This is a genomic window from Pseudoduganella sp. R-32, assembly GCF_049913245.1.
GTDB lineage: Bacteria > Pseudomonadota > Gammaproteobacteria > Burkholderiales > Burkholderiaceae_D > Rugamonas.
In genome coordinates this window covers 2283194-2309169 of the sequence record NZ_CP183987.1, presented here as the reverse complement: position 1 = coordinate 2309169, position 25976 = coordinate 2283194, and the positions used below count along the sequence as shown (strand labels likewise).

Annotated in this window: 26 protein-coding genes; 6 read left to right on the top strand and 20 right to left on the bottom strand. The window is 62.8% G+C overall.

Features of this window, described 5'->3' with window-relative positions:
• Positions 1-6: 6 nt before the first annotated feature.
• Both ACN9MU_RS10590 and ACN9MU_RS10585 read right to left on the bottom strand, forming a co-directional pair.
• Positions 7-609: an energy transducer TonB gene (locus tag ACN9MU_RS10590; protein ID WP_426170447.1), complete on the bottom strand. Its 603-nt coding sequence runs from the start codon at positions 607-609 to the stop codon at positions 7-9.
• A gap of 1 nt (position 610) precedes the next feature.
• Positions 611-1537, bottom strand: coding sequence for a histone deacetylase family protein (locus ACN9MU_RS10585; protein ID WP_426344549.1), 927 nt, complete (start codon positions 1535-1537; stop codon positions 611-613).
• Positions 1538-1598: 61 nt separating this feature from the next.
• Here ACN9MU_RS10585 and ACN9MU_RS10580 point away from each other — a divergent pair, with 61 nt between their 5' ends.
• From ACN9MU_RS10580 to ACN9MU_RS10560, 5 genes are all read left to right on the top strand, one after another.
• Positions 1599-2519, top strand: a complete 921-nt coding sequence (locus ACN9MU_RS10580; RefSeq protein WP_426322228.1) for an AAA family ATPase — start codon at positions 1599-1601, stop codon at positions 2517-2519.
• A gap of 49 nt (positions 2520-2568) precedes the next feature.
• Positions 2569-3504, top strand: a complete 936-nt coding sequence (locus ACN9MU_RS10575; RefSeq protein WP_426344548.1) for a DUF58 domain-containing protein — start codon at positions 2569-2571, stop codon at positions 3502-3504.
• Complete coding sequence (locus tag ACN9MU_RS10570; RefSeq protein ID WP_426344547.1) at positions 3501-5516, top strand: transglutaminase TgpA family protein; 2016 nt, start codon at positions 3501-3503, stop codon at positions 5514-5516. The genes ACN9MU_RS10575 and ACN9MU_RS10570 overlap by 4 nt, the downstream gene beginning before the upstream one ends.
• Positions 5507-6619, top strand: a complete 1113-nt coding sequence (mltB, locus tag ACN9MU_RS10565; protein ID WP_426344546.1) for a lytic murein transglycosylase B — start codon at positions 5507-5509, stop codon at positions 6617-6619. The genes ACN9MU_RS10570 and mltB overlap by 10 nt, the downstream gene beginning before the upstream one ends.
• Positions 6620-6865: 246 nt before the next feature.
• Positions 6866-7207, top strand: coding sequence for a hypothetical protein (locus ACN9MU_RS10560; RefSeq protein WP_426170441.1), 342 nt, complete (start codon positions 6866-6868; stop codon positions 7205-7207).
• A gap of 51 nt (positions 7208-7258) precedes the next feature.
• Here the strand turns inward: ACN9MU_RS10560 and cysM are convergent, their stop codons facing one another.
• Positions 7259-8161, bottom strand: coding sequence for a cysteine synthase CysM (gene cysM / locus ACN9MU_RS10555; protein WP_426170440.1), 903 nt, complete (start codon positions 8159-8161; stop codon positions 7259-7261).
• A gap of 23 nt (positions 8162-8184) precedes the next feature.
• Complete coding sequence (locus ACN9MU_RS10550; protein ID WP_426170438.1) at positions 8185-8745, bottom strand: GNAT family N-acetyltransferase; 561 nt, start codon at positions 8743-8745, stop codon at positions 8185-8187.
• A gap of 64 nt (positions 8746-8809) precedes the next feature.
• Between ACN9MU_RS10550 and ACN9MU_RS10545 the strand changes: the two genes are divergently transcribed.
• Positions 8810-10522, top strand: a complete 1713-nt coding sequence (locus ACN9MU_RS10545) for an FAD-dependent oxidoreductase (protein ID WP_426170437.1) — start codon at positions 8810-8812, stop codon at positions 10520-10522.
• Here ACN9MU_RS10545 and ACN9MU_RS10540 read toward each other — a convergent pair.
• From ACN9MU_RS10540 to serC, 16 genes are all read right to left on the bottom strand, one after another.
• The gene (locus tag ACN9MU_RS10540) at positions 10509-11255 is read right to left on the bottom strand and encodes a LytR/AlgR family response regulator transcription factor (RefSeq protein WP_426344545.1); all 747 of its coding nucleotides are present in this window, start codon (positions 11253-11255) and stop codon (positions 10509-10511) included. The genes ACN9MU_RS10545 and ACN9MU_RS10540 overlap by 14 nt on opposite strands.
• Complete coding sequence (locus ACN9MU_RS10535) at positions 11252-12295, bottom strand: sensor histidine kinase (protein ID WP_426344544.1); 1044 nt, start codon at positions 12293-12295, stop codon at positions 11252-11254. The genes ACN9MU_RS10540 and ACN9MU_RS10535 overlap by 4 nt, the downstream gene beginning before the upstream one ends.
• Before the next feature lies 1 nt (position 12296).
• On the bottom strand, positions 12297-12875 hold the full coding sequence (locus tag ACN9MU_RS10530; protein WP_426322213.1) for a transcriptional regulator: 579 nt from the start codon (positions 12873-12875) through the stop codon (positions 12297-12299).
• A 143-nt stretch (positions 12876-13018) separates the two neighbouring features.
• On the bottom strand, positions 13019-13324 hold the full coding sequence (locus ACN9MU_RS10525) for a ComEA family DNA-binding protein (RefSeq protein WP_426170433.1): 306 nt from the start codon (positions 13322-13324) through the stop codon (positions 13019-13021).
• A 100-nt stretch (positions 13325-13424) separates the two neighbouring features.
• Complete coding sequence (locus tag ACN9MU_RS10520) at positions 13425-14393, bottom strand: OmpA family protein (RefSeq protein ID WP_426337277.1); 969 nt, start codon at positions 14391-14393, stop codon at positions 13425-13427.
• Positions 14394-14562: 169 nt separating this feature from the next.
• Complete coding sequence (gene rfaE1, locus ACN9MU_RS10515) at positions 14563-15495, bottom strand: D-glycero-beta-D-manno-heptose-7-phosphate kinase (protein ID WP_426322209.1); 933 nt, start codon at positions 15493-15495, stop codon at positions 14563-14565.
• 48 nt (positions 15496-15543) lie between these two features.
• On the bottom strand, positions 15544-16719 hold the full coding sequence (lapB, locus tag ACN9MU_RS10510; RefSeq protein WP_426170427.1) for a lipopolysaccharide assembly protein LapB: 1176 nt from the start codon (positions 16717-16719) through the stop codon (positions 15544-15546).
• Between the two features lie 7 nt (positions 16720-16726).
• Complete coding sequence (locus ACN9MU_RS10505; RefSeq protein WP_426170425.1) at positions 16727-17032, bottom strand: LapA family protein; 306 nt, start codon at positions 17030-17032, stop codon at positions 16727-16729.
• A 251-nt stretch (positions 17033-17283) separates the two neighbouring features.
• Positions 17284-17589, bottom strand: coding sequence for an integration host factor subunit beta (locus ACN9MU_RS10500; protein ID WP_028100433.1), 306 nt, complete (start codon positions 17587-17589; stop codon positions 17284-17286).
• A gap of 16 nt (positions 17590-17605) precedes the next feature.
• Complete coding sequence (gene rpsA, locus ACN9MU_RS10495; protein ID WP_155453574.1) at positions 17606-19282, bottom strand: 30S ribosomal protein S1; 1677 nt, start codon at positions 19280-19282, stop codon at positions 17606-17608.
• Between the two features lie 77 nt (positions 19283-19359).
• Complete coding sequence (gene cmk, locus ACN9MU_RS10490; protein WP_057260304.1) at positions 19360-20028, bottom strand: (d)CMP kinase; 669 nt, start codon at positions 20026-20028, stop codon at positions 19360-19362.
• 136 nt (positions 20029-20164) lie between these two features.
• Positions 20165-21496 (bottom strand): 3-phosphoshikimate 1-carboxyvinyltransferase, encoded by a 1332-nt coding sequence (gene aroA, locus ACN9MU_RS10485; protein WP_426322204.1) that lies wholly within the window; start codon positions 21494-21496, stop codon positions 20165-20167.
• A gap of 9 nt (positions 21497-21505) precedes the next feature.
• Complete coding sequence (locus ACN9MU_RS10480) at positions 21506-22552, bottom strand: prephenate dehydrogenase (protein ID WP_426344543.1); 1047 nt, start codon at positions 22550-22552, stop codon at positions 21506-21508.
• Positions 22545-23663 carry a histidinol-phosphate transaminase gene (hisC, locus tag ACN9MU_RS10475; RefSeq protein ID WP_426322200.1) on the bottom strand — a complete coding sequence of 373 codons (1119 nt, stop codon included), beginning with the start codon at positions 23661-23663 and terminating at the stop codon, positions 22545-22547. Before hisC ends, ACN9MU_RS10480 begins: the two co-directional genes overlap by 8 nt.
• A 21-nt stretch (positions 23664-23684) precedes the next feature.
• A complete protein-coding gene (gene pheA, locus ACN9MU_RS10470) occupies positions 23685-24758 on the bottom strand; it encodes a prephenate dehydratase (RefSeq protein WP_426170415.1) in 1074 nt (357 codons plus the stop codon).
• 131 nt (positions 24759-24889) lie between these two features.
• Entirely contained in the window at positions 24890-25972 is a 1083-nt protein-coding gene (gene serC, locus ACN9MU_RS10465; RefSeq protein WP_426170413.1) for a 3-phosphoserine/phosphohydroxythreonine transaminase, read from the bottom strand.
• Positions 25973-25976 lie beyond the last annotated feature (4 nt).

The window sequence follows — 25976 nt, the reverse complement described above, 5'->3', positions numbered from 1 at the left end:
GCACCATTACTTCAGCAGCACCCTGCCAAACGAGGTATCGGTGCGCTCGCCGCTGGCGCCAGGTGCAATGCCGAAGCGGCAGCCGGCGACGTAGGCAACTGCGTCACGCACCACCTGTGGGGCATAGCGCCCCGGTTCGGGAATGATATTGCGCGGCACACCGTCGGAACCGACCAGGAAGCGTACCTTGACGCCGGCGCGAAGTTCCGCCTGCTGGTCGAAGTTGGCGTAGCCGGCGATGTGGGGCTCCGCCTTGCAACTGCCCGGGATCAGAACCGGCCGCAATGGCGCCGGGCCTTCCAGCGTCCACGCATACTGCAGCGGGAACACCGTGCCTTCGCGCGCCGCCAGCAGGCCGGGCTTGAAGCGGCAGCGCGCCAGGCCCGCCAGCGCCGCCTGGTCCAGGATGCTCCAGCCGCTGCCCTGCTTCACATGCGCATTGCGCACGGCGCCGTCGGGCCCGACCTGGAACTGCAGCGTGGTGGTGCCTTCGATTTCGTAGCGCACGGCTTCGCGCGGCCACTCGGGCACGGTGCAACTGGCCGGGGTGGCCAGCGACTCATAGGGGAAAGCGCTGGCACCGGCCAGCGCGAGCAGCAGCGACAGCATGTCAGATCTCGGCCAGGGCCTTTACGTGGGCCACCACGCTGCGGCCCAGGGCCGACAGGTTGTAGCCGCCTTCCAGGCAGCTCACGATGCGGCCTTGCGCGTGCTGGCGCGCGACCTCCATCACTTGCTGCGTCATCCATGCGTAATCGGCTTCCACCAGGCCCATGCCGCCCAGGTCGTCCTCGCGGTGGGCATCGAAGCCGGCGGAGATGAAGATCATCTGCGGCTTGAAGGCGTGCAGCGCGGGCAGCCATTTCTCCTGCACCAGTGCGCGCACCATGTCGCCCTTGGAGCCGGCCGGCACCGGCACGTTGACGCGGTTCGGCGTTTCCGGCAGCACTTCGCAATACGGATAGAAGGGATGCTGGAAGAAGCTCACCATCAGCGCGCGCGGCTCGTCGAGCAGCGCTTCTTCGGTGCCGTTGCCGTGGTGGACATCGAAATCGACCACCGCCACGCGCGCCAGCCCGCGCACGTCCAGCGCATGCTTGACGGCGATTGCCACATTGTTGAACAGGCAGAAGCCCATCGGCTCGGTCGGCCGCGCGTGGTGGCCCGGCGGGCGCACGGCGCAGAAGGCATTGTCGATTTCGCCGTCAATCACGGCGTCGGTGGCCGCAATCGCGGCGCCGGCCGCGCGCCGCGCCGAGTTCCAGCTATGCGCGTTGAGCGAGGTGTCGCCATCGATCGGGTAGTAGTCGCCGGCAGCCGGCAGGTGGTCGCGCACGATGGCGATGGCGTTGGCAGTGTGGTTGCGTGCGATGGAAGCTTCCTCGGCCAGCGGGGCTTCGCGGTGTTCCAGCAGGTCGTCGATGTGGGCGTTGATCAACTGGTCGGCAATGGCTTGCAGGCGCGCCGGGCATTCTGGATGCCAATCGCCCATTTCGTGGCGCCGGCAGTCGGGATGGCTGTAAATTGCTGTGCTCATGAATCGCGTTCTCGCATAGAATGCGACTAATCTACCACGCGGCGGGATGAGTACCAAAACCATGTATACCAAATTACACGCCGTAGCACGCCAGGTTGGCCAGGTCATCGTCGGCAAGGAATTGCAAGTGCGCCAGTCCCTGACCTGCCTGCTGGCCGGCGGCCACCTTTTATTGGAAGACTTGCCGGGCGTCGGCAAGACCACGTTGTCGCACGCCCTGGCGCTGTCGCTGGGCCTGCAGTTCAACCGCATCCAGTTCACCAGCGACCTGCTGCCGGCCGACGTGGCCGGCATTTCGATCTATGAACGCGAGCTGAATGCTTTCAGCTTCCATCCAGGCCCGATCTTCACGCAAGTGCTGCTGGCCGACGAAATCAACCGCGCCACGCCGAAGACCCAGTCCGGCCTGCTGGAGGCGATGGAAGAGCGCCAGGTTTCGGCCGATGGCGTGACCCGCCCCCTGCCCGAACCGTTCTTCGTGATCGCGACGCAGAACCCGACCCACCAGGTCGGCACTTTCCCCCTGCCGGAATCGCAGCTGGACCGCTTCCTGATGTGCATTTCGCTCGGCTACCCCGACGCTGCCGCCGAACGCGCGCTGCTGATGGGCGAAGACCGCCGCCAGATGCTCAAGCACCTGGCGCCGGCCATGACGCCGGCCGAACTCTTTGCAGCACAGCAGTCGCTGCGCCAGATCCATGCCTCGCCGGCCCTGATCGACTACGTCCAGGCGCTGGCGCAGGCTTCGCGCCAGAACGGCTTCTTTGCCGAAGGCCTGAGCCCGCGCGCCGCGCTGGCCCTGCTGCAGGCGGCGCGTGCCTGGGCCGCGCTGGAAGGCCGCGACCACGTCATGCCGGAAGACGTGCAAGCCGTGCTGGTGCCGGTCTGCGCGCACCGCCTGCGCCCGCTCAAGTCCTCGCACGGCACCGCGATGGCCAGCCGCGACCTGGTGCTGCAGCTGCAGAAATCCGTACCTGTTTAAGTCCATGTTTGCTGCAACGCAGAGATGGCTCAGGGGCTGGATCTTCCAGTTGAAGGAAAGGGAACCGGGCGAGGTGCAGTTGGTGATGCGCCGCGTGTTCATCCTGCCGACCAGGCCCGGCCTGGCTTTTATCGGCCTGCTGCTGATCATGCTGATCGGCTCCATCAACTACACCCTTGGCCTGGGCTTCGTGCTGACCTTCTTCACCGGATCCTGCGCCATCGTCGACATGTACATGACGGCCAAGAACCTGGCCTTCCTGCACTTGTCGCCGGGCCGTGCCCAGCCGGTGTTTGCCGGCGACGAGGCCCAGTTCGAACTGCTGGTGCGTAACGCCACGCCGCGCGACCGCTACGCGATCTGGCTTGGTTTCCAGGAAGACGGCGAACCGCGCCAGTCGATCGATGTCGCGTCGAAAGGCAGCGCGGCTATCGTGCTGTCGCGCCCCACCACGGAACGCGGCTGGCTGGCGGCGCCGCGCGTGCGCCTGTTCACCCGCTTCCCGCTTGGCCTGTTTGGCGCCTGGTCGTACTGGCAACCGGACCTGAAAGTACTGGTCTATCCGCAGCCGGAAGTGGCGCCGCCGCCGCTGCCGACCACCGGCGCTGCACGCGAGGACGGCCACGGCACCGTGGGCCTGGATAATTTCTCCGGCATCCGCAACTACCAGCCGGGCGACCCGATGCGCCACCTGGCCTGGCGCCAGATTGCGCGCCTGCACCCGGCCGATGGGGGCAACCTGGTCAGCAAGCATTTCGAAGGAGGCGCCGTATCCGACTTGCTGCTGGACCTCAACGCGCTGCCGCCGCAGCTCGATATTGAGCTACGCTTGTCACGCCTGACCGCCTGGGTGCTGGAAGCGGAGCGGCGCGCCCTGCCCTACGCCCTTACCGTTGGCCACCGCCAGATCGCGCAGGGCCTGGGCGAGGCGCATTGCGCCGACTGCCTGCGCGTGCTCGCCTTATATGGCAAGGAGGGGGCATGATTGCGCGCCTGACCGGCATGGCCAATCGCCTCACACGCGACAAAGCCGACACCCTGTTGCTGCTGCTGGCTGCCGTGATGGTTCTGCTGCCGCACTTCGGTCACCTGCCGCTGTGGACCTCGGCTGCGGTCTGCGTGACCCTGGCTTGGCGCGGCGCCATCACGCTGCGCGGCAGCCGCCTGCCGCCCATGTGGCTGCTGCTGCCGGTCTCGCTGCTGGCCATGGCTGGCGTCTACCTGACCTTCCGCTCCTTGCTGGGGCGTGAACCCGGCGTCACCATGCTGGCCCTGCTGCTGACCTTCAAGCTCCTGGAAATGCATGCGCGGCGCGACCTGTTCGTGGTGATCTTCCTTTGCTTCTTCCTGCTGCTGACCAACTTCTTCTACTCGCAATCGATTCTCACGGCGCTGGCGATGATTGCCACGATCATCGTGCTGCTGTCGGCGCAGATTACCTTCCAGTTCACCGGCGCCGTGCCACCGCTGGCCGCACGCCTGAAGCTGGCCGGACGCATTTTTCTCATCGCCGCGCCGCTGGGCATGCTGCTGTTTGTCGGATTCCCGCGCATCCAGGGGCCGTTGTGGGGCTTGCCGGGCGACGCTGCGGGCAAGAGCGGCATGTCGGACACCATGTCGCCCGGCTCGATGAGCAGCCTGGCGCTGTCAGAAGAGGTGGCGTTCCGCGCCAGCTTCAAGGGCGCCGCACCGCCGAAAGCGCTGCTGTACTGGCGCGGCCCGGTGATGAGCAACTACGACGGCCGCACCTGGAACCGCATCGCCCAGGCGCTGCTTCCAAGCGCCCAGTTGCGCCTTTCCAGGCAACTGGCCTGGAAAGGGCCGTCCTATCCCTACGAGGTGACGCTGGAGCCGGGCCGCCATCAGTTCCTGTTCATGCTGGAACTGAGCGAACCGGGCGCCAGGACCAGCGATGGCGATACGTTCTATACCGGCGAGCTGGAACAGCTGGTGCGGGCCAGCAGCGACAAGCGCCTGCGCTACAGTTCCGTGGCACATCCGGATTACCTCGCACAACCCGACCTGGAGCCGCAGGCGCTGAGGCGCTGGCTGCAGCTCCCCAAAGGCTACAACCCGCGCACGCTGCGCTATGCGGCGCAGATCCAGGCCCTGCGCGCCGAACGCGGCGACGAAGCCGCCATTGCTGCCGTGCTGGACATGTTCCGCAAAGGCTTCGAATACACGCTGGAGCCGGGCCGCCTGGGCCGCGATGAAATCGACGAATTCCTGTTCGATACCCGCAAGGGCTTTTGCGAACACTATTCCAGCGCCTTCGTCTACGTGATGCGGGCGGCCGGCCTGCCGGCCCGGGTGGTGACCGGCTACCAGGGCGGCGAACTCAATCCGGTCGATGGCTACTATACGGTGCGCCAGTCCGATGCGCACGCCTGGAGCGAAGTCTGGCTGGGCCCCCAGCGCGGCTGGATGCGCATCGACCCGACTGCCGCGGTGGCGCCGGAACGCATCCGCACCAGCCTGGCGCAAACCTTGCCGCAAGCAGCACCTTTCGGCTTGCAAGGCCTGGCCGACCTGGCGCGCGACCAGGATTCCTGGCTGGCGCAGATGCGTTTTGGCATCAGCGCGATGAATAATGCTTGGAATCAATGGATCCTCGACTACAATCCAAACAGGCAGCAAGATTTCCTCAGAGAACTAGCCACCGCCTTTGGCGACTGGCGCCTGCTCGCGGCATTGGCCCTGTGCGCCGGGCTGTGGCTGATGATCAAATACCGCCGCAGCGAAAGCGCGCGCGACCCCGTCGATGCTGCTTACCTCGCCTTCTGCCGCCAGCTGGCGCGGCATGGCGTGCACAAGGCGCCGGACGAAGGCCCGCTGGGCCTGGCCCAACGCGTGCGGCAGCTGAACCTGCCCCGCGAGAAAATAGCGGCCATGACAGGATTCCTGGAGCTATACGGCGCGCTCAAATATGGCGCACCGGTGGCGCAAAACGATAACCCGGTCGCACGACTGAATAGTTTGCTGAAGCAATGCCGATGACTTTTCTAAAGAAATTCCCCACCATTACGCTCGCCCTGGCTTGCCTTGGCCTGGCACTGGCGCCAGTGGCCGACGCCGCCATCCACAAGCCGGCCAAGGTCAAGAAAGCGCCAAAGAAGCCAGCCATTGACTACAGCGGCGAATTCGTCAACTTCGGCCAATGGAAGGACGTGCAGCAGTTCATGGGCGACCTGGAACTGAAGCATGGCGTGCCGATCGCCGAATCCGAAAAGCTGTTTCTCGAACTGCGCTATATCGACGCCGCGGTGCAGCTGGTGAAACCGGCGCCGCCGGGCAAGCCGAAAAACTGGCAAGCCTACAGCAGCCGCTTCATCGAACCCAAGCGCATCAATGCGGGCGTCGAGTTCTGGAGCGCCAACCGCGACACACTGGCGCGGGCCGAGGCGCTGTATGGCGTGCCGGCCGAAATCATCGTCGGCATCATCGGCGTGGAAACCATCTACGGCCGCGACATGGGCAAGTTCCGCGTGCTCGACGTACTGGCCACCCTGGCCTTCTCCTACCCGCTGACGCCGAACCGCGAAGCGCGCATGGAATTCTTCCGCGGCGAACTGGAAGCAGCCATTGTTTCGGCGCGCCAGACCGGAATCGACCCGCTATCGCTGACCGGTTCCTACGCCGGCGCGGTTGGCATGCCGCAATTCATGCCGAGCAATATCTACAAGCTGGGTGTGGACTTCGATGGCGACGGCAAGGTCGACCTGCGCAATTCGCCAGCCGACGCGATCGGCAGCGTGGCCAATTTCCTAATTGCTCATGGCTGGAAGCGCGACGACCCGGCGCGGCTGGCCTATCCGGCAACCGTATCGCCCGAACGCGGCTGGGAAAAATACCTGGGCACCGGACTGGAAGCCCAATATAGCGGCGCCGACCTGCTGGCTGCCGGCGTGCACCCGGACGCCGACCTGCCGCCGGGCCTGTACGGCCTGGTCGACCTGCAAAACGGCCCTGAACCGACCGAGTACTGGGTTGGCAGCAATAATTTCTTTTCTATCACCAAGTACAACCGAAGTTATTTCTATGCCATGTCAGTAGTCGAACTTGGGCGCGCCGTAAAGCTTTCAATGAAAGAAACTTTGTAACTGCGTGTAACTTGTGTGAAATACAAGAGTAGAGAATTACCCTAACACAAAAATTCAGGTAGAATTCTCTCAGAATGTTGCGATAGGACAACGCGTTTCGAGAGCAATATACTATTTTTTGTTGCACGCCAGTACTGCTGACCGCACTGTTGTACAATTGTGTATATATTATGAAACTTGTTAAACAGGAATCCGTCGCAGGACGTGGGTCGTTAGCAGGACAACTTTAGAGAAGGAACAGAAGACATGACCAACCAAGTCGGTAATGATATGAACAACGAGTCGGAAGGCGATGATCTGCTGCAGTACAATCCGAACCGTCTGCTCGACACCCTGATCGAAAACCTGCGCCTGAAGAACGATGCGGCCCTGTCGCGCGCTCTGGAAGTGGCGCCGCCTGTGATCTCCAAGATCCGCCACCACCGCCTGCCGGTTGGCGCATCGCTGCTGATCCGCATGCACGAGGTTTCCGACCTGAGCATCCGTGACCTGCGCTACCTGATGGGCGACCGCCGCAATAAGTTCCGCATCAGCGACAAGCAGTTCAAGCCGAAAGAAGGCGCCGGCGGCTCGAAAAACGAGGGCTGATTCCAGCCCTGGTTGACCCTCCCCGCCCGGGGAGGGTGAGCGGCCCTATGCTCAGGCTGGGAACACTCCGGTCGACAGATAACGGTCGCCACGATCGCAGACGATGAACACGATCGTCGCGTTTTCCACTTGCTGCGAAATGCGCAGCGCAATCTCACAGGCACCCGCTGCCGAAATCCCGCAGAAGATGCCCTCTTCAGCAGCCAGCCGGCGCGCCATGCGCTCCGCCGCGGCCTGCGACACGTATTCCACCTGGTCCACGCGCGCCTTGTCGTAAATCTTCGGCAGGTAGGCTTCCGGCCATTTGCGGATGCCCGGGATCGACGAGCCTTCTTCAGGCTGGGCGCCGATGATGCGGATGTTCCCGTTCTGTTCCTTCAGGTATTGCGACACGCCCATGATGGTGCCGGTGGTCCCCATGGCGGACACGAAGTGCGTCACGCGGCCTTCGGTATCGCGCCAGATCTCCGGACCGGTGCCTTCGTAGTGGGCGCGCGGGTTGTCGCCGTTGGCAAACTGGTCGAGGATGATGCCCTTGCCATCCTTTTGCATCTGCTCGGCCAGGTCGCGCGCGTATTCCATGCCGCCGGTTTTCGGCGTCAGGATGATGTTGGCGCCGTAGGCGGCCATGCTCATGCGGCGCTCTTCGCTCAGGTTTTCCGGCATCAGCAAGATCATTTTGTAGCCGCTGATGGCGGCGGCCATGGCCAGCGCGATGCCGGTGTTGCCGCTGGTTGCTTCGATCAGGGTGTCGCCCGGCTTGATCTGCCCGCGCTCTTCGGCCCGGCGCAGCATCGACATGGCAGCGCGGTCCTTCACCGAGCCGGCCGGGTTGTCGCCTTCCAGCTTGCCGAGGATGATATTGCCGCGTGCGGCCGCTTCCGCGCCGGGGATGCGCACCAGCTGCACCAGCGGCGTGTTACCGATGGTATCGGCGATTGTTTTGTATGCCATGGTTCCTGCTATGAATTGTTCTGTCAAACGCCCATTCTATCCGCTCCAGCGGCGAGCTGCAGGGACATGAAGACATAGCCCAGGCTCTCGCCGTCGATCCGGAACAGATCGGGAATCTCGCCCGTCTGCACGAAGCCGCAGCGGCGATACAGGGCCCTGGCCGGCTGGTTGCCCGCCAAGACCTCCAGGTCGACCCATTCCAGCCCCTGGCCATGCGCCCAGTTGGCAGCCGCTTCCACCAGCGCCGTACCAAGGCCGCTGCGCCGCGCAGCGCGGTGCACGCCCATGCCCAGCAAGCAGCGGTGGCGTGCCGCCGGCTCGGGGCGCGAACGCAGGTCGATATGGCCCATGATTTCTCCATCGCGCAGCGCGACCCAGACCCGGCGCCAGCCTTGCTGGCCAAAACTGGCCTGCAGGCCGGTACTGAAGCCATTCACCTTTTCCGGCGGGAAGCCGGCGCTGGTGCGCGACATGGGCTGGAACAGGGGAGCGCCATCGCGGCCGTTATCGAGCAGGTGGTCGTTGAGGTAGCGGAAGAAGGCGGCCAATTCTTCTGGATGCAGCGGCCGGATGGTAAAGGTCATGACAAATCATAGCAGGCCGGGGTAATTGAATTAAACTACCCGGATAACACAGGAGCCCTACCCCATGAGCGACACCGAAGTCATATCCATGCCCTCCACGCTGGAGAGCCGCCGGCACCAGGTCAACCCGGTGCTGACCGAGCAGGAAATCAAGCGCCTGCACCGATTCGGCACGGTGCGCCAGTATGCGCGCGGCGTGCGCATCCTCGAAGCGGGCCACACCTGCTTCGGCCTGATCATCGGGCTGAAAGGCACGATCACGATCTGCAAATACGACGGCCTTGGCAATTCCGAATTCCTGACCGAGCATGGTCCCGGCGAATTCACCGCCGAGGTATCGCAGCTGTCCGGCCGCCCTTCCCTGGTCAATGCGACCGCCAAGGACGATGTCGAAGTGCTGGAAGTATCGCCGGAAAACCTGCGCGCGCTGGTGATCGCGGAAGCGGAACTGGGCGAGCGCATCGTGCGCGCCCTGATCCTGCGCCGCGTCGGCCTGCTGGAAAAGGAAGGCGGCGGCCTGGTGCTGGTTTCCCCGACCGGCAATGCGGCCCTGTTCCACCTGCGCAGCTTCCTGAGCAGTAACGGCTACCCTTACCGCATCCTCGATCCGAAAGACGACGAGCAGGCGCGCGCGCTGTGCGAGTACTACGCGCCGGGCCCGGACGACTGGCCGCTGGTGGTGTGCCCGGACGGTGTGGTGAAGAAGAACCCGAGCAATGCGGAAGTAGGCTATTGCATCGGCCTGCTGCCGGACATCGATACCGAAAAACTGTGGGACGTGGTGGTGGTCGGCGCCGGCCCTGCCGGCCTGGCGACTTCCGTCTACGCCGGTTCGGAAGGCTTGTCCGTGCTGGCACTGGAGCAGCGCGCCTTTGGCGGCCAGGCCGCCGCCAGCGCGCGCATTGAAAACTACCTGGGCTTCCCGACCGGCATATCCGGCGGCGCCCTGGCCGGCCGCGCCTTCGTGCAAGCGCAGAAGTTCGGCGTCGAAGTTGCCATTCCCGCGCCAGCCACTCGCCTGCTGTGCGACAGTTGGCCGCTGCGCGTCGAGATCGCCGGCGGGCAGGTGGTGCGCGCCAAGACCGTGGTGCTGGCCAGCGGCGCGCGCTACAAGCGCCCTGCCCTCGACAATATCGGCGAATTCGAAGGCCGCGGCATCTATTTCTGGGCCTCGCCGATCGAAGGCAAGCTATGCAAGTCGGAGGAAGTGGTGCTGGTGGGCGGCGGCAACTCGGCCGGCCAGGCGGCAGTATTCCTGTCCAGCTTCGCCTCCAAGGTGCATATGGTGATCCGCGGCGACGGCCTGAAGGCCACCATGTCGACCTACCTGATCGATCGCATCAAGGCCACGCCGAATATCGAACTGCACACGCATACCGAGATCGTGGCGCTGGAAGGCAATGACGACGGGCTGTCGCGCGTGACCTTCCGCTGCAAGGACACCGGCGAAGTCGATAGCTGCGACGTATGCCGCCTGTTCCTGTTCATCGGCGCCGACCCGAACACGGCATGGCTGGCCGACTGCGGCGTGGAAGTCGATGCGCAGGGCTTCATCCGCACCGGCTTCGACGCCATCAAGGACCAGTGCCGCGCCAAGATGACGCTGGCCGACGCGCCGCAGCGCGCGCCGCTGGAAACCAGCGTGCCCGGCGTGTTTGCCATCGGCGACGTGCGCTCCGGCTCCACCAAGCGCGTGGCAGCCGGCGTCGGCGAAGGCGCGGCCGTGGTGTCGCAGATCCACGCCTTCCTGGCCAACCTGCCTGTCACATCGTCCTGAAGCGGTGCTGGAAGCGCTGGCTGACCGGCAGCCGCGCTCCATGCCCGCGTAAAGAAAGCCACATGGCGTTGTCGCCGTCGCGCACGGCGGCGGCAATGCGCTTCACGGCCACCACGTAGCTGCGGTGGACCTGCCAGAATCCCTCCCCTTCCAGCGTTTCGGCCAGTTCCTTGAGCGGAGTGCGGATGTGCGCCTCCAAGCCCTGCGCCACCACGCGCGTGTACTTGTCCTCCGCCACGAAGTACAGGATGTCGGACAGCGCGATGAAGTGCACCGCCTGCCCCACCGAAGCCTGGATCCATGACGGCGGCTGCACTGGAGCGGCGCTTGCCGCGCGAACGCCGGCGATGCGGCGCAAGTCTGGCGGCGGCAGCCACACGCGTTCGCGCAGCCGTTCGACAGTGCGAGCCAGCCGCGCCGCATCGAGCGGCTTCAGCAAATAGTCATGCGCCCCCTGCTCGAAGGCGGCCAGTGCGTGTTCGTTGTACGCGGTGACGAATACCACGTGCGTGCGTGAGCCGAAGGTGGCCGCAAGCTGCAGGCCGTCCAGCCCCGGCATGCGGATATCAAGGAAAGCCACGTCGGGCGCCAATTCGCGTGCCAGCCGCAACGCCTCGAAACCATCCGCCGCATCGGGCAGCAGCTGCGCTTCGGGCCACAGCGCAGCCAGCAGTTCGCGCAACTCGGCGCGCAGCAGCGGTTCATCGTCAGCGATCAGGATGCGCGGTTTCATGCAGCGCCCCCGACCGGCAACAGCAGTTCCGCCTCGGTGGCGCCATCGTCTGCCTGGCGAAGTTCGAACGCGGCCTGGCCGCCGTATAACGCCTGCAACCTTTCGCGGACGTTGCGCAGTCCAACTCCGCTGCCCAGCAGCTGCGCGCCTTGTTCGCGCTGCAAACCAGCTCCATCGTCGCGCACGATGATGCCCAACCGGCCATCGCCCCGCAGTCCAGCTGCCACGCTCACGCAAACGGCGCCAGGTTTCGGCTCCACTCCGTGCTGCACCGCGTTCTCCACCAATGACATCAGCATCATCGGCGGCACCGGCAGCTCGCCCAACCCTTGCGGGCACTCGATGCTGGTGGCCAGGCGCGTGCCGAAACGGATCTCCATCAGCGCCAGGTAATGGCCCGCCAATTCGCACTCCCGGGCCAGCGTCGACGACGATGTGCGCATGTCGGGCAAGGCCGTGCGCAAATAGGCGATCAGGTGGTCCAGCATGTCCACCGCACGTTCCGGTGCATGGCGCGCCAGGTAGCGCGTATTGGCCAGCGTGTTGTAAAGGAAATGCGGCTCGACCTGCGCCTGGAGGGACCTCAACTCCGCCTGCAAGGCTGCGCGCTGCAACTCCGAAATTTCCAGAGCACGTGCCTGGCGATGGGCATACATGAGCGGGACCGTCAGCACGATGGTTCCGAAAGCCAGCGCACTCCCCAGCATTTGCAAGGGCGACAGCGCCAGTAGCAGGAAGTAGCTTGTCCCCTTGCCGTAAGCCTGCATCGCTGCCACGGCAGCGATTAGTTGCAATAGTGGCTGAGCTGCCCAGCACCAGGTCCAGCCAGCCTTTGACGGCAGCAGCCATCGCAGCGCCAGCGCACCGGCCAGCACGATCGCTGCATCGAGCAAGAGCGCACCGAACAAGGCAAGCCGGTCGTAAGAGCCAGCAAACACGGCGCAGCCGGCCACCAGCAAAAATATGCAGGCACTGGAAGCGCCTTCCCGCAGGCTCACGGATAAGAGGGCGCGCAAGGCGGCCTTGGGTCCGTTCTGCATATTACAAGCTTGGATTGGTGTGCTGGGCACGCCAATATTCGCGCGGCGGCATTTTATCGACCGGCACGCTCTTGTCCACCACTTCCATTTTGAGGTCATCGATCCACACCGTGCCGCCGCCGACGCCATTCACGCCAAATAAGACAACGTCCGCGTTTTCAGCGACATCAAGCGTCACACTGCGCAGCTGCCAATCAGCACTGCCCTTGATTGGCTTATCCTGGCTATTGTAGAAACCATCCGTCTCGCCGTTTTCCAGGTCCACCCGCATCCACAGGCCACTCCAGGCACCGATGCTGTCGGCACGCACCTGCGCAGATAAACGCACGCGCTTGCCGCGGTACTTGTCGGCAGCGATGGTCTGCATCAGCGTTGCCCATGCTTTGCGATCATCTGTTTTCGCGCGCAGGAACTTCGCAAAGCTGCCCCGGCGGTAGCCATTGGGGTCGGCGCCTATTTCGTACAGGTCCGGGTTTTCACCGGCGAGGTACCAGCTCTTGTCTAGGCTTGCGGTGGGCTGGGCTAATGCAAGCAAAGAAACAGAGGCGACTGCGGCGAGGAATACAACGTGGGGTTTCATGGGGCGTTAGTTTCTCATGGCATGACGACATTGTCATGTCCATAACTGTGCCCCATGCCGCTGGCGCCAGGGGAAGCATGCGATGAACGCCTCCCCGTCCCGATAAATGGCGCTGCCTGCGGATTAACGCGGCGAGTCCTGGCTTATTTGCGCGCAGTCTCCTTGCGCGGCGCCGCGCCTTCGCGCGATTTGCCGTTGACCATCAGGCCAGCTTCCGACAGCTTGATGGCGTTTTTCTCGCCGATGCCTTTGACGCGCTGTTCCAGGTCGGCCCAATCCTTGAACTCCCCTTTTGCGCGTTCTGCCATGATGGCCTTGGACTTGGCCGGGCCAATGCCCTTGACGCTATCCAGTGCGGCCTGGTCGGCCTTGTTGACGTCAACCTGGGCGAATGCCATGCCCATGCAAGCGACCAGCGTAGCGACGGCGAGCAGCAGTTTCCTGATCATGATTGCCTCCATAAAGTGGACACGAGAAGACCTCGTTTCGCCACAACGCAGCCCGCGCCGCCCGGCTGACACGGGCCGCGCGCGGTTTGAGGCAGATCAATCAACGCACAACTAATTCCACACGACGGTTCTTTGCCCGCCCTTCATCACTGGCGTTGCTGGCCACCGGCGCCATGTTGGCAACGCCGCGCGGCATCATGCGACTGGCCTGAATGCCGTACTTGCCTGCCAGCGCATCGGCCACGGCCTGGGCGCGCTTCTGCGACAACGTCATGTTGGCTTCGAACTCGCCCTGGTCGTCGGTATGGCCGACGATGAAGACTTTCATCTTGGGCTGCGCCTGCAGGGCCTTGGCCATCTGCTCCAGTTGTTCGCTCGATTGCTCACGGATCACGGCCTTGTTGGTGTCGAAGGTCACGCCATACAGCGCCACCTTGCCGTCGCGCTGCAAGCCTTCCTGGATGGCGCGCGTGTCAACGGTGACCTTGCCGCCCTCCATCACGGTCGGTTCGACGATCTGCACGAACTGGCGCACGCGCTGGAAGTCGGTGTACTCGGACAGTGCGACCATGACATAGGTGTTTCCACCAGGCCCCGGCTTGGCAGCGCTCACCAGATGGAAGCCCGGCTGGTTGGCGCTATTAAAGGTGCTGCTGATATACGCGTCGAACGATTTCCAGTTCACTTCACGCGGAAGCTCCTGGACCAGGTTCTGCACTTTGGCCTTTTCGCACTGGTCGGTCTCGCAGGCGTACAGGACCTTGAAGCCGGCGGCAGTCAGCGCCTGCTGGTAGTTGCGATGGATTTCCAGCGGACTGCGGCCTTTCGGGCCCCAGTAATAACGGTTGGCAGTCTTGCCTTCCACCTTTTTCAGTACCGGCTTGCCAGCTTCGGTATCGACGACCTTAGCCTGGCCCAGGTTTTCGCCGCCGACCATGTAGAGCATCGAACCTTGATAGCGGTGCACGAGCGGATGGTCGCTGCCGCCCGCGATGTCTTTATTGAAGTTCGGCTGCGCGTTCGCTTGCAGCGACGCGGCAGCCAGCAGGGAAAGGATGATCGGGCGCATGGCAATTCGGGAAGAGTGAGCGGATTGCCAATATAACAAAGATCCCTCCCCTCCCGCGCCGGTAATCTCACGCGGCAATTACCATAAAAGTCGGGGTCAGGTCTGGCAATCCGCCACAAAAGGCACATTCGTGCCTTTTGTGGCGGATTGCCAGACCTGACCCCGACTTTTATGCGAATAGCTCGTCGCGGGTGACGGTGGCGGTGCCGAGCTTGCCGACGACGATGCCGCCGGCGCGGTTGGCGGTCTCGACGGCTTCTTGCCAGCCGGCGCCGGAGCCGAGCATGGCGGCCATGGTGGCGATCACGGTGTCGCCTGCGCCGGAGACGTCGAACACTTCGCGGGCGCTGGCATGCACGTTGAAGATGCCTTCGTCGGTGAACAGGGTCATGCCCTCTTCCGATCGGGTCAGCAGCAACGCGTCCAGCGACAATTCTGCGCGCAGGTTCTGTGCCTTGGTGACCAGCTGTTCTTCGCTGTTCCACGAGCCGACGATGCGCTTCAGTTCCGATTTGTTCGGGGTCAGTACGGTGGCGCCTTTGTATGGCGAGAAGTCGTCGCCTTTCGGGTCGACCATGACGATCTTGCCGGCTGCGCGTGCGGTGGCGATCATTTCCGCCACGTCGACCAGCCCGCCCTTGTTGTAGTCGGACAGCACGATCACGTCGTATTCCGGCAGCAGGGTCTTGAACTGCACCAGCTTGTTGCGCAAGACGGCGTCGCTTGGCGGCTCTTCGAAGTCGATGCGCACCATCTGCTGCTGGCGGCCGATCACACGCAGCTTGATGATGGTGGAGATGGCGTTGTCGTGCTTCAGGTAGCTGTGGATGCCGCCGCTTTGCAGCAGCAGCTCCACTTCCGATCCTGCTTCGTCGGCGCCGACGATGCCCAGCAGGCCGGCGTGTGCGCCCAAGGCTGCGGCATTGCGTGCGACGTTGGCGGCGCCGCCCAGGCGGGCTTCGCGGCGTTCGATGCGCACCACGGGTACCGGGGCTTCCGGCGAAATGCGGCTGACGTCGCCGAACCAGTAGCGGTCCAGCATGACGTCGCCTGCGACCAGGATGCGTACTTTGTCGAGTGCGAGCGCTTTTTTAGTGGTCATTTTTGAAAACCGGTAAACCGGTGTCTGACCCGCAGGGTCAGGCACCTATTAATTCATCACGTTGAGTTCTTCGGTGCGGCGCGGCGGGTAGGAATCCCAGCGGCTGCATCCCGGGCAGTGCCAGTAGAACTGGCGGGCTTTGAAGCCGCAGTGGCTGCACTGGTAGCGGGCCAGCTTTTGCGTGTAGCCGTGCACCAGGTTCTTGACCATCGACAGCTCGGACAGCACGGAGGCCGGCGCGTCCATCATGCGCGCTTCCAGCAGCTTGTCGAGGCCGAGCAGGGTCGGCGTGCGGCGCAGTTCGTCGAGCACCACTTGCTTGGCGGCGTCCACGCCTTCCAGTTCGATGACGGCCTTGAACACTACTTCCAGCAGGTCGATCGAGGATGCTTGTTCCAGGTAGGACTTCAGCAGGCTGACACCTTCCTGCGGGCGGCCCACCTTGCGGTAGCCGTCCATCAGGCGCGTTGCGACCAGCGCGGTATGCGGCACGGATTGCTGCTCGACGCGGCGCCAGGTGACCAGCGCGGCTTCGGTGTCGCCTTTCGCCAGCTGCGCGTCGCCGCACAGGATGGTGGCGCGCACGCTGCTGCGGTCGGCCTGCAGGGCTTGTTCCAGCAGGCTTTCCGCTTCTTCGGGCTTCATGTGCACCAGTGCGTCCTGCGCCAGTTCACAGTAGAACTGCGATATTTCCTTCTGGCGCGAGCCGGCACCGGACTCCTGCAGCGCAAGCGCGGCTTCGATGGCGCGCTTCCATTCCTTTTCGCGCTGGTAGATTTCCAGCAGCGCCTTGCGGCCTTGCACGGCGTAGGAAGTGTCCAGCAGGCGGGTATAGGTTTCTTCGGCGCGGTCCAGCAGGCCGGCTTTCAGGTAATCCTGGCCCAGCTCATATTCGGCATGGGCGCGCTGCTCGGCCGGCAGGTCTGGGCGCGACAGCAGGTTCTGGTGCACGCGGATAGCGCGCTCCGTTTCGCCGCGGCGGCGGAACAGGTTGCCCAGTGCGAAGTGCATGTCGGCGGTTTCGGGATCGAGCTTGACGATCTCGATGAACGAATCGATGGCCTTGTCCGGCTGGTCGTTCAATAGATGGTTCAGGCCTCGGAAATAACCGCGCGGCAGCGTGCGCGATTCGGATACCACGGCGCGGATATCGACGCGTGCGGCGATCCAGCCAAGGGCAAACATGGCTGGGATGCCCAGCAGCCACCAGAGTTCAAAATCCATATTTATTTTAGCGCTGGGGGTTGATGCTGTCCGGCAGCGGGCGCTCGTTTACTTGCATGGCCGCGGTCTGCAGGGATTGGATGGTGGATTTCTGCTTGTTCGATTCGCGGCGCTGGCGGAACAAGGTAGGAGTCAGCGCAAGGATGCACAGGGCGGCGCCGGCCACGAAGAAGGCCAGCAGCATCAGCACCAGTGGGCCGCGCAGCTCGTAATTCAGGAACAGGTGCAGGTCGACTTCCTGCGTGTTTTTTAACGCAAAACCAAAGAACAGGACAAACAGGACAACGCCGAAGGCGGTGGAAATAAATTTCATTCTTGGTTCCTATCTTTAAAACCGGTAAACCAGGGTCTGACCCGCAGGGTCAGACCCTGTCTGCTCGACGGCCGTTGGTGTTGGTTCTGAGCTTTTGACTTTCGAAAAAGATCAAAGGCCTCGAAACCAAACCCGCGGCTTCGAAACCGTTGAGGGTCTGACCCTGCGGGTCAGACCCTGGTTTACCGGTTCTAAACAACAAAAAAAAGGGCAGGCAAATGCCCGCCCCTTCATTCTACTGTGCCAGAGACTCAGTCCTCAATGATCGGTTGCCCGACCATCGCATCGACCCGCTCGCGCAGCTGCTTGCCCGGCTTGAAGTGCGGCACCCGTTTTTCAGGGACCATCACCTTGTCGCCGGACTTGGGATTGCGCCCAATGCGTGGCGGCCGCGAATTCAGGGCAAAGCTGCCAAAACCACGGATCTCGATGCGCTGGCCGTCGGCCAAAGCGTTGGTCATCGCATCGAGGATGGTCTTGACGGCATACTCCGCATCTTTGGCCACCAGCTGGGAGTACCGCTCAGCCAGTCGGTTGATCAATTCGGACTTAGTCATCTAAGTGCTCGGTAGATTAGTTCTTGTTGTCGAACTTGGCTTTCAGCAGCGCGCCCAGGCTGGTGGTGCCGGATGCGGCGCTGGAATCAGCAGCCATCTTCGACATCACTTCAGCGGTTTCTGCGTTGTCCTTAGCTTTGATCGACAGCTGGATCGAACGTGCCTTGCGATCGATGTTGATCACCAGGGCTTCCACGGAATCACCAACCTTCAGGTGGGTGCCGGCATCTTCCACGCGGTCGCGGGAGATTTCGGAAGCGCGCAGGTAGCCTTCAACTTCTTCGGACAGGGCGATCACGGCGCCTTTTGGCTCAACCGACTTAACGGTACCGGTCACCAGGGAGCCCTTGTCGTTCATGGCTGCGAAGTTGTTGAATGGATCGCCTTCCAGTTGCTTGACGCCCAGGGAAACGCGCTCACGCTCAACGTCGATTGCCAGAACCACGGCTTCCAGTTCGTCACCTTTCTTGAACTTGCGTACGGCTTCTTCGCCGGACTCGGTCCAGGACAGGTCGGACAGGTGCACCAGGCCGTCGATGTTGCCTGGCAGGCCGATGAACACGCCGAAGTCGGTGATCGACTTGATGGCGCCCTTGACCTTATCGCCCTTCTTGTGGGTCATGCCGAAGTCGTCCCAAGGGTTTGCCTTGCACTGCTTCATGCCCAGGGAGATACGACGACGCTCTTCGTCGATTTCCAGGACCATGACTTCAACTTCGTCGCCCAGTTGAACGACTTTGTTAGGAGCCACGTTCTTGTTGGTCCAGTCCATTTCGGACACGTGAACCAGGCCTTCGATGCCTTGTTCAACTTCAACGAACGCACCGTAGTCGGTCAGGTTGGTGACTTTACCGAACAGGCGGGTGCCTTGTGGGTAACGACGGGACAGACCGGTCCAAGGATCGTCGCCCAGTTGCTTCACGCCCAGGGACACACGGTTCTTCTCTTGATCGTACTTCAGGACCTTGGCGGTGATTTCCTGGCCAACGGTCAGGACTTCCGACGGGTGACGCACGCGGCGCCATGCCAGGTCGGTGATGTGCAGCAGGCCGTCGATGCCGCCCAGGTCAACGAACGCACCGTAGTCGGTGATGTTCTTGACGACGCCGGTCACCACGGTGCCTTCTTTCAGGGTTTCCATCAGCTTCTGACGCTCTTCGCCCATCGAAGCTTCGATGACGGCGCGGCGGGACAGAACCACGTTGTTACGCTTGCGGTCCAGCTTGATAACCTTGAACTCGAGGGTCTTGCCTTCGAATGGGGTGGTGTCCTTGACTGGACGGGTGTCTACCAGCGAACCTGGCAGGAAAGCGCGGATGCCGTTGGTCAGAACGGTCAGGCCGCCCTTGACTTTGCCATTGACGGTACCAACGACGATTTCGCCGGATTCCATTGCTTTTTCCAGTGCCAGCCACGATGCCAGGCGCTTGGCCTTGTCACGGGACAGGATGGTATCGCCGAAACCATTTTCCAGCGATTCGATGGCCACGGAAACGAAGTCGCCTACTTTGACTTCCAGTTCGCCTTGGTCATTCTTGAATTCTTCAACAGGAATGAAAGCTTCCGATTTCAGGCCTGCGTTAACGATCACAAAGTTGTGGTCCAGACGCACGACTTCAGCGGAGATCACTTCGCCAGAGCGCATGTCTTGACGCGACAGGGACTCTTCGAAGAGGGCTGCAAAACTTTCCATTATTTATTTCCAGGTTAGCCAGTAAGGCCCGCACTATGCGGCTTCAACTGGGTTGAGGGTTGAACAAAAACAGCTATTTATTTATGGGCGGCGGCCCACCATTTCAACACCTGCTCGGTCGCTTCATCAGCGTTCATGGCAGACGTATCGAGGAGGTACGCACCCTCTGCCGGCGCCAGCGGTGCAATGGCCCGGTTCATATCCCGGTCGTCGCGCGCTTTCAAATCCATCAGCAGGTCTTGCATACTAGCAGAAATTCCCTTTCCGATCAATTGCTTATAGCGACGATCGGCGCGCGCTTCGACGGAGGCGGTCAAAAACACCTTCAGGGGGGCGTGCGGGAAGATGACCGAGCCCATGTCGCGGCCGTCGGCCACCAGGCCTGGGGTCTTGCGGAAACTCAGCTGCAGGCCGTACAGGGCTTGGCGCACGGCGGGCAAAGCAGCGATTTTCGATGCAGTATTGCCAACTTCCTCGGCGCGGATGGCGTCGGTGACGTTTTCCTGCGACAGGTAGATGGCGTCGCCAGCGAAATGGATGTTCAGGTGCTCGGCCAGCTTGGCCAGGGCGTGCTCGTCGTTCAGGTTGGTTTCGCGGCGCAGGGCCTGCAGGGCGGTCAGGCGGTACAGGGCGCCGGAATCGAGGAGGTGGAAGCCAAGCTTATCCGCGACCTTGTGGGCCACGGTGCCCTTGCCGCTAGCGGTCGGGCCGTCGATGGTGATGACTGGGATGTTCGATGTTGGCATAAATTTAATCATTAAAACCGGTAAACCGTTGTCTGACCCACAGGGTCAGACACCTATGACGCGGCAGCCGCAGGCCGAGTGTCAGACCCTGCGGGTCTGACACTGGTTTACCGGTTTTCCAGGTCTTGGCTAAAAGTTAAACGCTACCACGCTTAGCGATAGACGCAAACGCGGTGAAGTACTCAGGGAACGTCTTCGCGACGCATTTTGGATCATTGATGCGAACCTTGGCGCCCTGGCGGATGAACCCATCCAGGGAAGCCAGCGAGAAGCACATCGCCATGCGGTGGTCGTCATAGGTATCAATGGCAGCCGGCAGCAGTGTAGCCGGCGGCGTCACGGACAGCCAGTCGACCCCCTCCTCCACCGTTGCGCCCAGCTTGCGCAGCTCGGTCGCCATGGCCGACAGCCGGTCGGTCTCCTTCACGCGCCACGAAGCGATATTGCGCAAGGTGGTCGTGCCCTCGGCATACAGCGCCGCCACGGCAATGGTCATCGCCGCATCCGGAATGTGGTTGAAGTCCATGTCGACCGCCTTCAGCGGGCCAGGCGCGCTGGCTTCAATCCAGTTGTCGCCCATGACAATGGTCGCGCCCATCTGCTCCAGCGCCTGCGCAAAGCGCACGTCGCCCTGGATCGAATCGCGGCCCACCCCCTGCACCCGCACCGGGCCGCGGCCAATCGCGCCGGCAGCCAGGAAGTAGGAGGCGCTGGAGGCATCGCCTTCCACATGGATGGTGCCCGGGCTCTTGTAGGTCTGGCTGGCCGGAGTAGTGAACGACGACCAGCCATCCTGCTCGACCACACCGCCAAAGCGGCGGATCAGGTTCAGGGTGATCTCAATGTAAGGCTTGGAAATCAGTTCGCCTTCCACTTCGATGGTCACCGCATGCTCGCGCGCCATCAGCGGCGCCACCATCAGCAGCGCGGTCAGGAACTGGCTCGACACATCGCCGCGCACCTTCAAGCGCTGCGATTTGAACTCGCCAGTGCGGATGTGCAGCGGCGGGTAGCCCTTGTTCATCGTGTATTCGATATCGGCGCCGGCGGCGTTCAGCGCGTCGACCAGGTCGCCGATCGGGCGCTCGTGCATGCGGGGCACGCCGTGCACCTTGTAGTCGCCGCCGATCACGGCCAGCGCAGCGGTCAGCGGGCGGATCGCGGTGCCGGCGTTGCCCATGAACAGGTCGGCAGTGCGCAGCGGCCAGCTGCCTTTCACGCCCTGCACCACGTGCACTGTGCTTTCGCCTTCGCGATGCTCGGTCCATTCCACGCCCAGCGAGCGCAGGGCGGCCAGCATCACGGCAGTGTCGTCGGAGGCTAGCAAGTCGATCACGCGGGTTTCGCCTTCGGCCAGCGCGGCCAGCAGCAGGATGCGGTTGGAGATGGATTTCGAACCTGGCAGGCGCACCGTGCCCTCGGCGCGGGCGACCGGCAGCAGGTCGAGGTAATGCGGATAATCAGTCATGCGTGTTCCTTATTCTGCCGCCGCGTCTTTCGGCTGCGGCGGCTCAGCCGCCTCGATGGTCTCGATCCATTGCCGGCGCGCGCGCTGGGCGTTGGCGTAGGTCGCTTCAAGGGCGGCGGCGTCGCCAGCGGCAAGGCTGGCGCGCAAACGGGTTAATTGTGCCAGATATGCATCCAGCTCAGTCAGGAGTGCGGCCTGGTTGGCGAGGCTGATGTCGCGCCACATTTCAGGCGAGCTGCCGGCGATGCGGGTGAAGTCGCGGAATCCGCTGGCAGCATATTGGAACAGCAAATCCGAGTGGGGCTTGCGTTCGATGTCGTCTACCAGCGCGTAGGCCAGCAGGTGGGGAAGATGGCTGACGGCGGCGAACACTTTGTCGTGCTCTTCCGGGGTCAGGGTGTGGATGACGGCGCCGCAGGCTTTCCAGGCTTGCGCCACGCGCTCGATGGCGGCGGGGGCGTTCTCGGCCAGGGGCGTGAGGACGGTTTTTTTGCCTTTGTACAGGTCGACGATGGCGGCGTCGGGGCCGTTGGTTTCGCGGCCGGCGATGGGGTGGCCGGGGACGAATTGGCTGACTTTGTCGCCCATGACGGTGCGCGCGGCAACGACGACGTCGGATTTGGTGCTGCCGGCGTCGGTGACCACGGTGTTGGCGTCCAGGTGTGGCAGGATCGATGACAGGATACGGGCTGTTTGCGCGACTGGCGCGGCCAGCAGGATCAGGTCGGCGCCTTTTATTGCGTCTTCAAACCTGTAAAGCGGTGTCTGACCCGCAGGGTCAGACACCGGTATGCGGCCGTCGCGTATCGGTGTCTGACCCGCAGGGTCAGACACCGGTATGCGGCCGTCGCGTATCGGTGCCTGACCCTGCGGGTCAGGCACCGGGTTACCGGTCTGGGCGGCCGAGTCGATGATGCCCAACTCAAGCGCCCGCGCCAGGAATGCCTCCGAGCGATCAACGCCAACAATATGCCGAGCAGCGCCAGCCTGCTTCAGCCCTCGCGCAAACGAGCCGCCGATCAGGCCAACGCCAAAGATGACGACCTTGTTAAGCACGATCCTCCGCCAGCGCCTTGCGCAGCGCAGAAATCAGCACCGCATTCTCTTGCGGCAGGCCGATGGAAATACGCAGCCACTGCGGCAAGCCGTAATTGCCCACCGGGCGCACGATCACACCCTGCTTCAGCAGCGCCAGGTTGATGCGCGCGCCAGCCGCGTCATCGTTACCCACGCGCACCAGCACGAAGTTACCGTACGACGGCACGAACTCAAGCCCCATATCCTTGAACGCCTCCACGAACTGCTCGTAGCCCGCGGCATTGTTGGCAGCCGACTTGTCCAGGAATTCCTTGTCGTTCAGCGCCGCAATCGCCGCAGCCTGCGCCAGCGAGTTGACATTGAACGGTTGGCGAATGCGATTCATCAGGTCGGTCACTTCGGGCTGCGCCAGCGCAAAGCCCACGCGCAGGCCCGCCAGGCCATAGGCCTTGGAGAAGGTACGCGACACCAGCAGGTTCGGGTACTTCTTGACCCAGGCAGCCGACTCGTACTGGTCTTCCTTCTTCAGGAATTCGTTGTAAGCTTCGTCCAGCACCACGACAACGTGCGCCGGAACCTTCTGCAGGAAAGCTTCGATCTCGGCGCCGGAGACGAAAGTGCCGGTCGGGTTGTTCGGGTTGGCAATGAACACCAGCTTGGTGTCCGCCTCAATCGCGGCAGCCATCGCATCCAGGTCGTGGCCATGGTCCTTGGCCGGCACCACGATATGGCGCGCGCCAATGCCCTGGGTCGCCAATGCGTACACGGCGAACGAGTACTGCGAGTACACGACGGACTGGCCGCGCTCAACGAAAGCGTGTGCAGCGATTTCCAGGATATCGTTGGAGCCGTTGCCCAGCGTGATCCAATCCATCGGCACATCGTAGCGCTTGGACAGCGCCATCTTCAGGTCGAAGGCGTTGGCATCCGGGTAGCGGCCCAGTTCCGCGGCGGCAGCGGCCATGGCCTTCTGCGCCGATTCCGGCACGCCGAACGGGTTTTCGTTCGATGCCAGCTTGACGATGGATTCTTCTTTCAGGCCAAATTCGCGCGCCACCTCGGAGATAGGCTTGCCCGCTTGGTAAGGAGCGATTGCACGAACGTATTCAGGGCCGTAAGTCTTGGACATGTTTCTAATCTCTTTTAAAGGTCAGGTGAGGCTGGTCGGGTAAGAGCCCAGCACTTTGAAGAAGGCAGCATTGTCCTTGAGTTCAGCCAATGCCTTTGTCACGGACGGGTCTTGTACGTGCCCTTCTACGTCTACATAAAAATAGTATTCCCAGGTGCCGATGCGGGCCGGGCGCGACTCGAAGCGCGTCATCGACACGCCATGCTTGGCCAACGGAGCCAGCAACTGGTACACGGCGCCGGCCTTGTTCGGCACCGCCAGCACCATCGAAGTGTGGTCGCGGCCGGACGGGTTGGTCTGCAGGCTGCCGATCACCACGAAGCGGGTGCGGTTGTGCGGGTCGTCCTGGATGTGGGCATTGACCACGCCCAGTCCATATTGCGCGCCGGCGTGTTCGCTGGCGATGGCAGCGATGGTCGGGTCGTCGCCCGCCATGCGTGCCGCTTCAGCATTCGAGGCCACGGCGCGGCGCTCGATGTGCGGATAATTCTGGTTCAACCAGACCTGGCATTGGGCCAAGGCCTGCGAATGGGCGCAGATCACCTGCACGCCTTCCATGGTGCCGGTCTTGGTCATCAGGCTGTGATGGACCGCAATGGCGATCTCGCCGGAGATCAGGCAAGGCGTCGCCAGCATCAGGTCCAGGGTGCGGTTCACCGCTCCTTCGGAGGAATTCTCGACCGGCACCACGCCGAAATCGGCGGTACCGGCTTCCGTCGCGCGGAACACTTCGTCGATGGAGGCGCAAGGGATGCCATCCACTGCTGTGCCGAACTGGGCGTACACCGCTTGTTCGCTGAAGGTGCCGGCCGGGCCGAGATAGGCCACGGTCACGCGGCGCTCCAGGGCGCGGCATGCCGACATGATTTCGCGGAAGATGGTCTGCACTTCGCGTGCACCCAGGGGGCCAGGGTTGCGGTCGGCCACGCCGCGCAGCACCTGGGCTTCGCGCTCGGGACGGAACACGGGCGCGTTGGTTTCGGCCTTGACGTGGCCGACTTCCTGCGCCACTTTGGCGCGCTCGTTGAGCAACGCCAAGATTTGCGCGTCGATCGAATCGATCTTCTCGCGGAGGGGTTTCAGTTTGTCTGTCATTAGTTTGCGTTCACTTTTGTGCTGGCTTAAACCGGTAACCCGGTGCCTGACCCGCAGGGTCAGGCACCTCCGGCCTGCGGCGGCTGCGTATAGGTGTCTGACCCCGTGGGTCAGACACCGGTTTGCCGGTTTTAACGGCCAGCAAATTCGTTCAAATAATCGACCAGCGCTTGCACGCCCTCGATCGGCATCGCGTTATAGATCGACGCCCGCATACCACCGACGGACTTATGGCCCTTCAGCTGCAACAGCCCGCGCGCCTTCGCACCGGCCAGGAATGCTTCATTTTTCGATTCGTCGCGCAGGTAGAACGGGATGTTCATGCGCGAACGGTATTCTTTTGCGACGCGATTCTGGTAGAACTCGTCGGCGTCGAGTGCGTTGTACAGCAGCTCGGCTTTCTCAATATTACGCTTTTCCATGGCAGCCACGCCGCCCTGCTTCTTCAGCCACTGGAACACCAGGCCGGCAATATAAATGCCGTAGGTCGGTGGCGTGTTGTACATCGATTCATTATCCGCCACGTTCTTGAAGTCGAAGGCGGATGGGCAGAATGGCAGCGCCTTGCCGATCAAGTCATCGCGCACGATAACCACGGTCACGCCGGCCGGACCGATATTCTTTTGCGCGCCGCCGAAAATCACGCCGTACTTGCTGACGTCCACCGGACGCGACAGGATGTGGGACGACATGTCGGCCACGATATCGGTATCGCCCTGCGCGGTCGGCACAAAGTTGAATTCAACGCCGTCGATGGTCTCGTTGGTGCAGATGTGCAGGTAGGACGCGCCCGGCGTGAGCTTCCAGTCCTTCTGGTCCGGCACGCGGTCGAAGCCGGTAGCCTGCGACGAGGCAGCCACATTGACGCGGGCATAGCGCGCCGCTTCCTTGATCGACTTGCTGGACCAGGAGCCGGTCTGCACGAAATCGATAGTGCTGTCGGCGCCGCCGCACAGGTTCATCGGCAGCACGGCATTCTGCGACAGGCCGCCGCCCTGCATGAACAGGATCTTGTAATTGTCCGGCACGGCCAGCAGCTCGCGCAGGTCACGCTCGGCCGCTCTATAGATCGAAATGAACTCCGGACCACGGTGGCTCATCTCCATGACGGACATCCCGCTACCCTGCCAGTCAAGCATTTCAGCGGCCGCCTGTTGCAGCACTTCCTTAGGCAGCACGGCCGGGCCGGCGGAGAAATTGTAGATGTTCGTCACTTCG

Coding starts and splice junctions, on each gene's coding strand:
- rfaE1 (WP_426322209.1), bottom strand. CDS start 15,495: ATGACCACTAAAAAAGCGCTCGCACTCGACAAAGTACGCATCCTGGTC.
- ACN9MU_RS10545 (WP_426170437.1), top strand. CDS start 8,810: ATGAGCGACACCGAAGTCATATCCATGCCCTCCACGCTGGAGAGCCGC.
- lapB (WP_426170427.1), bottom strand. CDS start 16,719: ATGGATTTTGAACTCTGGTGGCTGCTGGGCATCCCAGCCATGTTTGCC.
- cysM (WP_426170440.1), bottom strand. CDS start 8,161: ATGGCATACAAAACAATCGCCGATACCATCGGTAACACGCCGCTGGTG.
- ACN9MU_RS10550 (WP_426170438.1), bottom strand. CDS start 8,745: ATGACCTTTACCATCCGGCCGCTGCATCCAGAAGAATTGGCCGCCTTC.
- ACN9MU_RS10570 (WP_426344547.1), top strand. CDS start 3,501: ATGATTGCGCGCCTGACCGGCATGGCCAATCGCCTCACACGCGACAAA.
- ACN9MU_RS10520 (WP_426337277.1), bottom strand. CDS start 14,393: ATGCGCCCGATCATCCTTTCCCTGCTGGCTGCCGCGTCGCTGCAAGCG.
- hisC (WP_426322200.1), bottom strand. CDS start 23,663: ATGTCCAAGACTTACGGCCCTGAATACGTTCGTGCAATCGCTCCTTAC.
- ACN9MU_RS10585 (WP_426344549.1), bottom strand. CDS start 1,537: ATGAGCACAGCAATTTACAGCCATCCCGACTGCCGGCGCCACGAAATG.
- ACN9MU_RS10530 (WP_426322213.1), bottom strand. CDS start 12,875: ATGAAACCCCACGTTGTATTCCTCGCCGCAGTCGCCTCTGTTTCTTTG.
- pheA (WP_426170415.1), bottom strand. CDS start 24,758: ATGACAGACAAACTGAAACCCCTCCGCGAGAAGATCGATTCGATCGAC.
- cmk (WP_057260304.1), bottom strand. CDS start 20,028: ATGCCAACATCGAACATCCCAGTCATCACCATCGACGGCCCGACCGCT.
- ACN9MU_RS10525 (WP_426170433.1), bottom strand. CDS start 13,324: ATGATCAGGAAACTGCTGCTCGCCGTCGCTACGCTGGTCGCTTGCATG.
- ACN9MU_RS10590 (WP_426170447.1), bottom strand. CDS start 609: ATGCTGTCGCTGCTGCTCGCGCTGGCCGGTGCCAGCGCTTTCCCCTAT.
- ACN9MU_RS10580 (WP_426322228.1), top strand. CDS start 1,599: ATGTATACCAAATTACACGCCGTAGCACGCCAGGTTGGCCAGGTCATC.
- aroA (WP_426322204.1), bottom strand. CDS start 21,496: ATGACTGATTATCCGCATTACCTCGACCTGCTGCCGGTCGCCCGCGCC.
- ACN9MU_RS10535 (WP_426344544.1), bottom strand. CDS start 12,295: ATGCAGAACGGACCCAAGGCCGCCTTGCGCGCCCTCTTATCCGTGAGC.
- rpsA (WP_155453574.1), bottom strand. CDS start 19,282: ATGGAAAGTTTTGCAGCCCTCTTCGAAGAGTCCCTGTCGCGTCAAGAC.
- mltB (WP_426344546.1), top strand. CDS start 5,507: ATGCCGATGACTTTTCTAAAGAAATTCCCCACCATTACGCTCGCCCTG.
- ACN9MU_RS10505 (WP_426170425.1), bottom strand. CDS start 17,032: ATGAAATTTATTTCCACCGCCTTCGGCGTTGTCCTGTTTGTCCTGTTC.
- ACN9MU_RS10560 (WP_426170441.1), top strand. CDS start 6,866: ATGACCAACCAAGTCGGTAATGATATGAACAACGAGTCGGAAGGCGAT.
- ACN9MU_RS10500 (WP_028100433.1), bottom strand. CDS start 17,589: ATGACTAAGTCCGAATTGATCAACCGACTGGCTGAGCGGTACTCCCAG.
- ACN9MU_RS10540 (WP_426344545.1), bottom strand. CDS start 11,255: ATGAAACCGCGCATCCTGATCGCTGACGATGAACCGCTGCTGCGCGCC.